This is a genomic window from Pseudoalteromonas sp. APC 3694 (assembly GCF_030407565.1).
Lineage (GTDB): Bacteria > Pseudomonadota > Gammaproteobacteria > Enterobacterales > Alteromonadaceae > Pseudoalteromonas > Pseudoalteromonas tetraodonis.
The window spans coordinates 1-11,904 of the sequence record NZ_JASDDE010000020.1 but is presented as its reverse complement, the minus strand read 5'-3'; the positions used below and the strand labels follow the sequence as shown (position 1 = coordinate 11,904).

The window sequence follows — 11,904 nt, the reverse complement described above, 5'->3', positions numbered from 1 at the left end:
CTTTATTTTAATACCGTGCCACACATGAAAATTAAACAAGAACACGGCGTGAAAACAAACTTAATTACTCGCGAAGGTTATTTACAACTTCAGCAAGAACATGACCATCTTTGGAATGTAAAACGTCCAGAAGTCACTAAAATTGTGAGTTGGGCTGCAAGCCTTGGTGATCGCTCTGAAAATGCAGACTATGCCATTAGAACCATTACAAACATACTAAATACTATAAGAGCTAAGCTTTTAAAGCTTCAAAAACTAGTATGCGTACTATTTTTCATACTATTCAAAACTATAACTTTTCAAACTAGCCGAGATTAAATAGTAAAAAATTGAGCGTAATTTTTTCTTCTTAAGACGCACAGCTAGCATCACTTAAATTGCATTAGGGTAGAAACCTCCACTGTTATTTTTAGTTACTTATATATGATTGTTACTCGTGTAAAAATCCTGTTGATAACTCTCAGGATATAGAATGCGCGGCATGTAATTGGATTGTCTGTAGTTATTGTGGGGCGTGTGGGTGTGGGTATACTGGTTATAAGCACGCCTAGCAGTAAGAAGAGCAAAAGTAATTTTTGCTCTTCTTACCTTTTTTTAAATTAATAATTATATCAGCCTCTTAAGAGTATAGTCGCTCACTTACCCCTCAGAGGCATCAAGTAAGCTTTTTCAATTGCTTACTGATAGCTATAGATAATTTAACTACCTTGCATACAAATACTTCTGAAAACCTATAAATGTGTCGCGTATCGCGGCTGGTGAGCCAAATTCAATGGCGGCGTCGTTAATGGTGTTGTATTTAAGCTCTACTAAGCTGCGCATTTTTTTTGGTGCCAGTTCTTGAACGCCGTCTTCAATGTATTTACTTAATATAAAGTTGATAAACTCTTGTTGTTTATAATCGCTAAACGCTGAGTTTATTTTAGGTTTAGCTTGTTGAGCTCGCTCGGTGCGTGTTTGCGCTTCTGCGGCATAGGCTACGTACGATAAAACATCGTATACATCGCTGTCTTGAGCATCAATTACTGCCTTCATGCTATCGAGTTTTTCGCTATCGTAACCCGCTTCGGTTAAATCTTCTAATAGCTTTTCGCGAGTGGTTGGGTCGCTCCAGATTTCTCGTAGTTGGTCTTCGTTTTCAAAAAAGCGCGGTAGGTCATCGAACATACGTTCAACAAACTCTTTAGCTGTAATGGGCTTGCCTTCAGCACTCCAGTACATTGCTGAGGATATATGCTTTATTTGTCGTGTACGGCCGTCTGAGAGCTTTATTTCGAGCTTTTCGCATACACATGGTCTTTCGCCACATTTTTCACAGCCTTCAGGCTCTGGCTTTTCACAAACACATGGTTTTTGTTCACACACTTTACACGGTTTCTTTTCACCGGCACCATCGCCGCCAGTGTCTTCACATTGGCACGGGGTTGTGCCGCACTCTGGGCATACTTCGCTGGGTATTGGTTCACCATCCCAAGCAGGATCAGCAAAGTTATGGTGCGCTTTTACAAAGTCGTAAATGGTAAAATAGTCTTTGCCATCGTAAGTGCGGGTGCCTCGGCCTATGATCTGCTTAAACTCAATCATATTATTACAAGGACGCATGAGCACAATGTTACGGACGTTACGCGCATCTACGCCTGTAGAAAGCTTGCGTGATGTGGTTAAAATTGTTGGAATGGTTTTTTCGTTATCACAAAAGGTTTTTAAATCGTTTTCACCCGCTACGCCATCGTTAGCGGTAACACGAACACAATAGTTAGTATTGGTAGTCCAGCCTTTTTTACTGCATACTGATTAATAAAATCGCGCACCATACCGGCATGAACTTGTGTTGCACAAAACACGATGGTTTTCTCTTTAGGATTAAAGCGATCCATCCAATAGTGTACACGGCGCTCTTCGCGCTTAGGTATGGTAATAATGCGGTTAAAGTCACCTTCTTTATACAGTTTACCAGGCTCAGGATCGCCTTTTACAACAACACCATCCCCTTCTATGTACTTGTACTCATCCATAGTGCCAACAATGGGTAATACTTTAAATGGCGTTAAAAAGCCATCGTTAATGCCTTCTTTCAGGGTATAGCTGTAAACGGGTTCGCCAAAGTAACCATAGGTATCGGCGTTATCGGTACGTTTTGGTGTGGCAGTTAAACCTAGCTGAACTGCTGGTTCAAAGTAATTAAGAATATCGCGCCAAGCACTTTCATCATTCGCGCCACCACGGTGACACTCATCAATAATAATTAAATCAAAAAAATCAGTCGGATATTGCTCGTAATACGGGTTTTCTGCCTTTTTAATTGGCGCATTTTCATCATCTTCTGTTGTGGCTTCTTTTAATTCGGTTTTAGGCCCACACATAAGCGTATGAAAGATTGTAAAAAATACGCTAGCATTTTTCGGCACACCGCCTCGTTTACGAACATCATCAGGGGTAATACGTACAATGGCATCTTCTCCAAATGAGCCGAAATCATTAAACGCTTGATTGGCTAAAATATTACGGTCAGCCAAAAACAAAATACGCGGGCGCTTTTTCGCAAGGCTAATGTCTTTTTGTGCAGTTAAACTCCAGCGGGTTTGAAATAACTTCCAAGCTGTTTGAAAACCAATACACGTTTTACCCGTACCGGTAGCAAGTGTAAGCAGTATGCGATTTTTTCCTTGAGCAATAGCTTCTAGCGCATTATGAATGGCATTTTCTTGATAATAACGCGGAGCCCAATCGCCTTTGGCTTCAAAAGGAATGGTAGAAAACGCATCACGCCAAGCGGTGGTAAAAGAGGCTTCTGGTGCATCGCCTTTTTGCTCAAAGGTTAACTCCCAAAGCGCTTGAGGAGACATATATTCATCTACCAGCGTCTCAATACCTGTGAGCATATCAATTTGGTAAATCTCATGGCCGTTGGTGGCATACGCAATACGGCATTGCAGACGCTTTGCGTAGTCTTTGGCTTGGCGCACTCCTTCGCTGTAAGTCAGGCTTTCTTTTTTTGCTTCTACTGCGGCAAGCTTACGGCCTTTGTACACCAGTACATAATCGCACGGCACTTTATTAGCGCGTTTGCCACCGGCCATAATTTGGCCAGGGCAGATAAGCTCACGGCGAATAAAGCTGTTATCAACTACCCCCCAACCCGCAGCGACTAATTTAGGGTCGATTAAATCCGCTCTAGTATCGGCTTCGTTACGCGTCCTTGCTTGTGACATTAGGCCACTGCTCCTTTGTTTGTATCAACCTCAAGCGTTTTCGTTAACTTACCTGAAAAGGCTTTTTGTAGAATGGATTTTTTAAGTTCGTCTAAAGAATCTAGTTTTTTCTGGTAAGTCAAAGCAACCTTTTCTGTCTCTTCTGAGAGAATATCTATTAGCTCAAGAATTTCAATTTGCTTCTCAATAGGTGGAAGAAGAATCGCAAAATTACTTAAATCTTTATTACTTAAGTTTGGCATAACCGCTCCGCCGGCAATTTTTTCTAAACGAGCCACACAACTAGCAGAGCGTAAATACCTAACCAAATAACCACTATCGCACCGACTGGATGATTTAATAAAAAAACTACCCGTCCCACAAAGAAAACCAGACTCTTGACTAGTAACTAAAGCACAGCGACCCATTTCGCCTCGTCGCCCTATAACCACATCACCCTTTTCCATAATGTAACTTGATAGGCGCTCAGCAGTTTCTTTAGAGACGGTTTTTCTATTATCAACCTCAATCCCCAACGCTGTTATATGAGCAGGGTTCACCAAGGGTATGCCATTTTCAATATAATCACTCTTATGAAGCAGTGAACCAAAGGGGCCAGTATATATCCCACCAGTGACCTCACCCAACGTTGATTCAACCCACCCACCACCACGCTGGCTAAACACTTGCTGCAAATAGCTTTCAAACAGTTCGCGGGCGTTTTTGAGGTTTTGCTCGGTCTTGGCGCGGGCCTGTTCTATATCGGCAAAGACTTGATCGAGAATGGCGACGATGCGTTTTTGTTCGGGGATAGGAGGAACAACAATCTCAATTTCCTTTAACTTTGCTTTATTAAGAGTTTTACCTTTAACCTTAATATCACTTCCAGCAGCAGCATCCCAATCAAAAAAAGTTAAATACCAAGAAAGGTAATTCTGATCAATTTTTTGTTTATCATGAATATAAAGAGCTGCTATTGCTTCATTTGTATATAAATCACGACCAGTAACCGCAAGTCTACCAAGCGATAATTTGAAGCTAACAATAAGCGTGCCTTTAGGTACTATCTTACAGAGTTCAGCACCTGCATTAGATATATACTCTTTGCTATCCAGCATTATGGACTTGTCAGATAATGGTAAATCTGCAATTGAAAGCCAGATATTATTGTTAACCTTGCTTTCATCCCAATAGCTTTTATTAGAACGAGAGGGCGTTTTTCCAAGCTCGATTCGACAAAGCTCACCTAGCTTGATTCTCTTCCACTCCATCACAACAACTCCTGAATCTTACCCAGAATCGCTTCACTCTCTTTATCCAACGCAATGATTTCTTTAATAATGGCTTGCGGTTCACGCTGTGGAGCTGCCTCGCGCATGTTCGGGTTTTTAACCGATAAATCCCAAGTTGTTTCGTCAATATCAGTTATCGCCAATGACCAAGACTTAGCACTGTCCTCAAAGCCTTTTTGCAACTCTACAAACTCTTTTAAGTCGCTGTCGTTAAGCGGATTGGTTTTACCCAAGCTACGGCCAGGGTCTAGCTGATAGAACCATGTTTTCTGTGTTGGTTCGCCTTTGGTAAAAAACAACACCACGGTTTTTACCCCAGCGCCTAAAAAGGTTTTTGCTGGGCAGTCGAGCACGGTGTGTAAGTTGCAGTTTTCTAATAGCTCTTTACGCAAGGCAATGGCGGCGTTATCGGTATTCGATAAGAAAGTGTTTTTAATAACAATAGCGGCACGGCCACCAGGCTTGAGCATTTTTATAAAGTGCTGCAAAAACAAGAAGGCAGTTTCACCGGTTTTAATCGGGAAGTTTTGCTGAACTTCTTTACGCTCTTTGCCACCAAATGGTGGGTTAGCTAATACAATATCGTGCTGGTTGCTTGGGGTAATGTCTTGTAGATTTTCGCCTAGGGTATTGGTGTGAATAACGTTAGGTGCTTCAATGCCATGCAAAATCATGTTCATAATAGCGATAACGTACGCTAACGACTTTTTCTCTTTGGCGTAAAAGGTGTGTTCTTGCAAAGTTTTTAAGTCACTGGTTGAAAGCTGCTTATTGCTTGCACCACCTTGGCGAAGGTAGTCGTAAGCTTCACACAAGAAGCCTGCCGAGCCTGCTGCACCATCGTATATGGTTTCGCCAATTTGTGGCTGTAATACGTCGATCATCGCACGGATTAATGGGCGAGGGGTGTAGTATTCGCCACCGTTGCGACCAGCGTTGCCCATGTTTTTAATTTTTACTTCGTACAGGTGTGAAAGCTCATGTTTTTCTTCTTGTGAGCGAAAACGTAATTCGTCTACTTTCTCTAGCGCGTCACGCAGTGAGTAGCCACTTTGAATTTTGTTTTTAATTTCGCTAAAGATCTCACCGATCTTATATTCAATGGTGTCAGGGCTTTTAGCACGAAGTTTAAAACCTTTAAGGTAAGGGAATAACTCGCCATCAACAAAATCCATTAAGTCGCTGCCAGTTAAGGCATTGTCGTGATCAAACTCACCATTAGCAGTTTTAGGCGCAGCCCATGAACTCCAGCGGTACTCTGCATCAATAATATATTGGTAGTCTTCTGCCATTAACTCGGCTTCTTGAGACTTGGTAAACTCTAAGTCATCAAGATATTTTAAAAATAGCATCCACGACGATTGCTCGGTGTAGTCTAGTTCACTAGAGCAGCCTGCGTCTTTATGGAAAATGTCGTCGATATTTTTAAAGGTTTGTTCAAACATGTAAATTAAGTCCTTATTAGCCAATGAGTTTAAGGTGATTTTTTTACTAAAAGCAACTCACTCGCTTATTTATATTCCTGAGGTAATAGTGATTAATATACCCTAATTAATTAAAAAATTAATAATATATTGGTACCAAGTAGTTTTTGGTTAATCTAGGTCAATTTTATACTTTTGCCTTGCCGGTAGTATCTCTTCAAACTCACAATTTAATGCGTTTACTAATTTATATAAGGTTTCGAGCTTAATATTAACATTGCCTCTTTCCATTTTTCCGTAATTACCGCGCTCTATACCGACATAGGCGGCAAACCCTTCTTGCGAATAGCCTGCTTCTTTGCGTTTTTCTCGTAGCTTTTCACCAAAATGTTTAACTAAATCACTCACCTGATTTTCCTCAAGGCAAAATGATTAGATTTTCATGTTGAGGGCTTAACTACCACGCCCTATAATACCCATTATTATAAGAAGTTTATTAGGATTTACTTTGAAATTTGACCCTCTCGTAGCTCAAATTATTGTTGCACCAAATTTTGATAACTTTACAACAAGCGATGTACGCTCGGCGTACTTAGCATTAAAAAGTGATTCTTCTTTAGTACCTACAGCAGTTAGGCGAAGTATATATGCCGAATTGGTCAAGCTTGTTAAAAAAGGCTGGCTGAAAAAGGTGGTATCAAATAAAAAAGGATTTACGCGATTCAATAAAACTGAGAGCTTTAACGTTGAGACAATTACTCACTTAGCTAGTGCCATACCTATTGCAACTACAGAAAAGGCGGATGATAAATACGCGCTGTTACTTAGTAAGTTAAATCATTACAAAGCCGAGCTATTATTGAATATGGGTGAATCTGAGGCATATAAAGAGCTTTATTTGGAGTCACCCGAATTAGTAGATGAACTTCAGCCCCAATATAACAAAGCCAGAGACAACAACACCAGAATACTTGGCAAAATTAGAGCAATTGAAGGCTTACTGAAGCAAAATGAAGCATTAGAGAAAATATGAAACTAAGACTATGGCAAGCCGAATGTATTAATTTAGCGCTTGCACAATATCAGAATGGAGATAGCCACTTTTTAGCTTTGGCAACTCCTGGGGCGGGTAAAACCTTAATGGCTTCGGAATTAGCTAACCAGTTATTAAAAAATAATATGGTCGATGTGATTATTTGTTTTTCACCGTCGTCTATTGTTTCTCAAGACTTTAAGGAAAGCTTACAGCTAAAAACGAATGAACGATTTGATGGGCTTATTGGCGCTAAAGGTAGAGCTTTAACCTATCAAAGCTTACAGTATTTAGATGTGCACTTTTGGCAGCTATTTGAACGGTATCGTGTTTTTGTAATATTTGATGAAATTCATCATTGCGCTGGCTCTAATATTGACAATGCCAATGCATGGGGTGAGCAGATAATTCTTAACATTCAAAATAAAGCACAATACACATTAGCCTTAACAGGCACCCCTTGGCGATCTGACGCTGCTCCTATTGTTCTTTCATCATATCAACAGCCTAACAATAAAATAGCGTGTGACTACGTTTACGGGCTTTCTGAGGCTATTGGAGATAATGTTTGTCGGGTTCCACAAATAGTAGCTGTTGATAATAGCCGTATTACAGTTGTGGATGACGCTGAAACCAAGACATTTAACAGCTTTAAAGCGTTATTAACCGACTCTGGCGTTTCTTATCAAGAAGTTATTGAAAATGAAGCGGTAATAAAATACATGGTTTCTTCAGCTCAAAAAAAGCTTACTTCAATCAGATTGAAAAACCCCGATGCAGCAGGATTAATTGTTGCATCGTCTGTTGAGCATGCCCATCAAATCTCTATGTTAATGCGAACTCACTTTGACGAGGATAGCACTGTTGTAACCTACCGAGAAAATGAACCTACAAGTATTATTCAGCAGTTTAGGTATGCACAAACTAAGTGGATTATTTCTGTTGGTATGATTAGCGAAGGTACAAACATCCCTCGTTTGCAGGTTTGCTGCCACCTTACAAACATAAAAACAGAAATGCATTTTAGGCAAATATTGGGCCGTATTCTGAGGGTAACAAACTCTAAAAACCAAGAAGCTATTATGTACATGCCCGCCGAAACTAAGCTTTTAGAGTATGCGTATAGAGTTAAACAAGATGTTCCATTTGAAGCTGATGTAGTTAAATTTGAAAAGATTGAAACTCCTGCTGGAGAAAACACCGCAGATACAGACTCAAGCGATATTACTTTTAATAAACAAAGTAAAAAACCTTCCAAAGCTCAGTTTGATTTTGATAACTTTGCTGACTTTTTTGATCAGCCAGTTATGAGCAATAGGCCTGAAGCGACAGAGGAGCATTTTTTAACCGGTGCTTATGAACGAATAATTAATATATCAGGCCGCTTTCAGCAAGAGGCTATTGCTTTAGGGTTAAGTGAATTGCGGTAAATACGCTAGAATTTACCTCAAGTAGATCTCTACAGACAACATCGATTTCAGTTACACGAGGAAATATAACTAAATTTAAGGTGTTGCTATGTATAGCTTCTCTGAAATTCATAAAAAAATAGACTTTATAGAGATTTTAACCAATAGAAAGATCAGTGAAAAATCAAGTTACCTAGAGCAAATTAACTTTATACATCAAAGTGTAAATATAAAAAATGCTGAGCGTTTAAGGATAGAGTTAGGTTGGGGTATACGAGCATTTTCTTCAGCTATTAGAACCAGCAATAGCTCATATGTACGCTATAAAAAAGAATTAAAGCCTTTAAATACCACTTTAAGTGAAAATGCATTTGAACTTGCAAAAGCCTGGAGCCTGTAACGGATTCTGTGTAACTGCCCGTTTTTACATTTTAAATATGCTTGCTGAGTCGTTCCTCAAATTCGACTCTAAAAAACCTTTAACATTTATAGGCATTATAGCTGGCCGTGAATTAATTAAAAATACTGTAAACAGACTCAAGTATGGCTATAACGCCTAAAAATAAAGTGCCTTAGGGCGTAAGCTGGTTGCAATATCTGAAGCCAAGATCTGTACCTTTGGTTAATTTACCAAGAGATTATCACTTTAGAGATTAATAAGTTGATTTGAGGTTATTAATGGCTCAATTTTCTCTGATAGTCGCATTTGTGCCATGAGCAGTCATTCATGATCAACTCGTTTCTGCCCCAAAACGTGTTAAAGCAATTATTCTATAGGTCGGCTTTGAGCGATAACCGGACACTGAAAAAGTTAAATTTATTCCTGTGTTTTAAGTAGAAATCTAATTTTGTCCAATAACATTATTAAACGCCGTTTTGGGGCAAAATAACATGCTTAATTCCTAGCTGTTTTAATTACTTGTTTACAAAGGTAATTATTGGTGAAATTATCAGGGTATGTAATATACGCCGTTTCGGTGTGTTATAAACCACCAAAATGGTGTTCAATAAGCTGTTAGCTGTTTTGCTATGTTCTAGGCTTTTTTCAAATAAAAACATCGACTTTCTTTTTGTCGGTTAACAATAAAGCAGCCTTTTCTTGATATAAATCAAAAGTATCGTCTGATATAAATTTATCAAACGTATTAATTATTTCTTTCATGTAAGAGGCTCTTACTTGATAAGTCTGACGTTCAGGATATTCTTTAGCAAGTCCATCTAATTTCTCTGAACTATTAGAAAAATACTCCATAACATTAATTTTTTTATCAGGATCTACATCCCCTCCACCATAAGAAAGGATCCTAAGTTTAGACTCTAAACTATTCATATCTTCTCTTTTTTTGGATATTATGGGGTTTCCTGACTTACCTAATCTAACTGGTTCATCACTATCGTATTTTTGTGTGTATTCTCGTTCCATTTCATTCACATTTTTAACAATACTATGAAGTTCTTTTATACTCATATTAGAAAAGTTGAGCTCTTCTTTTTTAAATACTTTTTCATATGCACTTCCCTCAATTAATGATGAATCAAAAGCATTATTGTCTTTTTTTTCTTTAACTTTAGGATCAAGGTGAGTTGTGTTTATATTAATTTTTAAGCCACTTTCGCTTGTTTTAGTAGAAAAGCTTTTTATTTTTTCATCATCACTGTTTGTAAAAATAGATATTTTACTTTCAAATAGAGTAGGTAGTAGATTGGTGCTGATTTTCATAAAAATCCTTTTTCATATGTCGTTTTCTTTTATCGACATAATTTTATAAAACTTAAGCTTTTATTTTAGATTGTTTTCTATTAACGACTCATAGGGCTGAGTCGTTAATAGAAAGTTTAACTAGCCACCAGATCTTACTTCATAAGTAATTCCACCATAAGTAGATCCAGTTGTTGTTTTATTTTCAACTTCCCAATAATAAGTGCCTGCATTAAAGATAGAAGTGGAAACTGCTACGCTATATCCGCCAGCAACTCTATCTCCATTGCTATCAACCAAAGTCACTTTGAAATCATGTCCGTCATAGTTTCTTAAAATTGCAAAACCGTATCTACGGCAATTACCACCATCATAAGTAAAGCTTGCAATAGTTCGAGTCTGCTCCAATTTAAGACTAGTGTATCTAGTGTAAATTGTAGGGCTACAACGTTCATATTCACTGGTTGTTTGCTCATTTTTAGCTGCTTCTTCAAAATCAAGAATAGAATTCAATGATGCAACTTGATCATGTTGCTCTTGTACTTGAATCGAAGATGACTCTGTAACCGAAGTATCAGCACTGATTGCATTGAAAGAATTCTTTCTTAATGGGTGGCCAAAATCACTGTACCACTACAGGATGCGTCTTTAATGACGCGCATGAAAGAGCTTGAAGATGAAAACCGCCGTTTAAAGAAAATGTATGCTGAAGAGCGGCTCAAATCTGAGGTCATTCAAGAGGCTATGGCAAAAAAGTGGTAACGGCTTCTGAGCGTAAAGTATTGGCACATGAAGTCGTTAGCACAAATAAAATGAGTATTGCCTTAGCTTGCCGTACTTTTATGATAAGTGAAACGTGTTATCGCTATACACCGATATTAAGAAATGAAAATCTAAAAATAGCAGAGCTGTTACTCGATTTGACTGAGTCAAAGCGAAGCTGGGGTTTTGGATTATGTTTTTTATATTTGCGTAATGTAAAAAAGCACAAGTGGAATCACAAGCAAGTTTACCGCATTTACCGTGATCTTGAGTTAAATTTGCGGATCAAGCCAAGGAAACGCTTAAATAGAGATAAGCCTGAGCCATTGGCAGTACCAGAAACCATCAATGAATGTTGGTCAATGGATTTTATGCATGACCAATTAGCGGATGGCAGAGCGTGTCGATTGTTTAATGTCATTGATGACTTTAATCGTGAAGGGCTGACTATTGACGCTGATTTATCACTGCCTGCTGAACGTGTGATCCGCTCGTTAAATCAAATTATAGAGTGGCGTGGTAAACCCAAAGCTATCAGATGTGATAATGGCCCTGAATATATTAGCAAGCAACTAGCGCAATGGGCGTTAAATAATGATATCGAATTACGGTTTATTCAACCCGGTAACCCGCAGCAAAATGCCTATATAGAGCGCTTCAACCGAACGGTTCGTTACGACTGGCTGAGTCATTATATTTATAGTGATATTAGTGAGTTACAAGACATAGCGACTGATTGGCTATGGACTTATAATAATGAACGCCCTAACATGGGGTTAGGTGGTATAACACCAATACAAAAGCTGGAAAAATTAAACAACGGAAATTCTACTGCCAGCCTCCATTAAAAATGGGGGGATTACCCGACGAATCTTTAATTATACCTTATCAAACGTTTGTCATCGCATTGGCTAAACAGATGTTGGTATTAATTAACAATATTCGAGAGTATGACTCACAAATAAACTCAATTTTTACCAGTATGGATGACGCCTCAATATTTACTTCACTTCCCGGCACAGGCCCTTGCCTTGCTCCTTGCATATTCCGGAGCATCGTGAACAGTGATTCCGGCCCATCGTGAACACCCGTTC

Annotated in this window: 9 protein-coding genes and 3 pseudogenes; 5 read left to right on the top strand and 7 right to left on the bottom strand. The window is 38.8% G+C overall.

What is annotated here, in order from left to right; translation table 11 throughout:
- Positions 1–48: 48 nt before the first annotated feature.
- A pseudogene (locus tag QMA00_RS08860) lies at positions 49–192 on the top strand (transcription elongation factor GreB); the annotation flags it as partial.
- A 510-nt stretch (positions 193–702) separates the two neighbouring features.
- On the opposite strand, the pseudogene hsdR reads toward QMA00_RS08860, so the two are convergent.
- From hsdR to QMA00_RS08835, 4 genes and pseudogenes are all read right to left on the bottom strand, one after another.
- A pseudogene (gene hsdR, locus QMA00_RS18940) lies at positions 703–3,212 on the bottom strand (EcoAI/FtnUII family type I restriction enzme subunit R).
- Positions 3,212–4,462 (bottom strand): restriction endonuclease subunit S, encoded by a 1,251-nt coding sequence (locus QMA00_RS08845; RefSeq protein WP_076922751.1) that lies wholly within the window; start codon positions 4,460–4,462, stop codon positions 3,212–3,214. The pseudogene hsdR and the gene QMA00_RS08845 overlap by 1 nt, the downstream one beginning before the upstream one ends.
- On the bottom strand, positions 4,462–5,928 hold the full coding sequence (locus QMA00_RS08840; RefSeq protein WP_076922752.1) for an N-6 DNA methylase: 1,467 nt from the start codon (positions 5,926–5,928) through the stop codon (positions 4,462–4,464). The genes QMA00_RS08845 and QMA00_RS08840 overlap by 1 nt, the downstream gene beginning before the upstream one ends.
- Positions 5,929–6,078: 150 nt before the next feature.
- A complete protein-coding gene (locus QMA00_RS08835) occupies positions 6,079–6,315 on the bottom strand; it encodes a helix-turn-helix transcriptional regulator (RefSeq protein WP_004588153.1) in 237 nt (78 codons plus the stop codon).
- Positions 6,316–6,415: 100 nt separating this feature from the next.
- Between QMA00_RS08835 and QMA00_RS08830 the strand changes: the two genes are divergently transcribed.
- The 3 genes from QMA00_RS08830 (at position 6,416) to QMA00_RS08820 (ending at position 8,749) form a co-directional block, all read left to right on the top strand.
- A complete protein-coding gene (locus tag QMA00_RS08830) occupies positions 6,416–6,940 on the top strand; it encodes a hypothetical protein (RefSeq protein ID WP_004588152.1) in 525 nt (174 codons plus the stop codon).
- Positions 6,937–8,370, top strand: a complete 1,434-nt coding sequence (locus QMA00_RS08825; protein ID WP_076922753.1) for a DEAD/DEAH box helicase family protein — start codon at positions 6,937–6,939, stop codon at positions 8,368–8,370. The genes QMA00_RS08830 and QMA00_RS08825 overlap by 4 nt, the downstream gene beginning before the upstream one ends.
- Positions 8,371–8,458: 88 nt before the next feature.
- Positions 8,459–8,749, top strand: coding sequence for a hypothetical protein (locus QMA00_RS08820; protein ID WP_016899339.1), 291 nt, complete (start codon positions 8,459–8,461; stop codon positions 8,747–8,749).
- 645 nt (positions 8,750–9,394) lie between these two features.
- Here the strand turns inward: QMA00_RS08820 and QMA00_RS08815 are convergent.
- Complete coding sequence (locus QMA00_RS08815) at positions 9,395–10,069, bottom strand: hypothetical protein (RefSeq protein WP_013463096.1); 675 nt, start codon at positions 10,067–10,069, stop codon at positions 9,395–9,397.
- Between the two features lie 120 nt (positions 10,070–10,189).
- Positions 10,190–10,561 carry a hypothetical protein gene (locus tag QMA00_RS08810; RefSeq protein ID WP_024599458.1) on the bottom strand — a complete coding sequence of 124 codons (372 nt, stop codon included), beginning with the start codon at positions 10,559–10,561 and terminating at the stop codon, positions 10,190–10,192.
- A gap of 126 nt (positions 10,562–10,687) precedes the next feature.
- On the opposite strand from QMA00_RS08810, the pseudogene QMA00_RS08805 reads away from it, so the two are divergent.
- Positions 10,688–11,658 (top strand): annotated as a pseudogene (locus QMA00_RS08805) (IS3 family transposase); the annotation flags it as partial.
- A gap of 40 nt (positions 11,659–11,698) precedes the next feature.
- Here QMA00_RS08805 and QMA00_RS08800 read toward each other — a convergent pair.
- The coding region (locus QMA00_RS08800) for a hypothetical protein (RefSeq protein ID WP_290156841.1) at positions 11,699–11,904 on the bottom strand (206 nt) is incomplete at its 5' end.

Bases quoted from the DNA above. Each gene is read 5' to 3' on its own strand.
- QMA00_RS08845 (WP_076922751.1), bottom strand. From the start codon at position 4,462: ATGGAGTGGAAGAGAATCAAGCTAGGTGAGCTTTGTCGAATCGAGCTT.
- QMA00_RS08840 (WP_076922752.1), bottom strand. From the start codon at position 5,928: ATGTTTGAACAAACCTTTAAAAATATCGACGACATTTTCCATAAAGAC.
- QMA00_RS08825 (WP_076922753.1), top strand. From the start codon at position 6,937: ATGAAACTAAGACTATGGCAAGCCGAATGTATTAATTTAGCGCTTGCA.
- QMA00_RS08820 (WP_016899339.1), top strand. From the start codon at position 8,459: ATGTATAGCTTCTCTGAAATTCATAAAAAAATAGACTTTATAGAGATT.
- QMA00_RS08815 (WP_013463096.1), bottom strand. From the start codon at position 10,069: ATGAAAATCAGCACCAATCTACTACCTACTCTATTTGAAAGTAAAATA.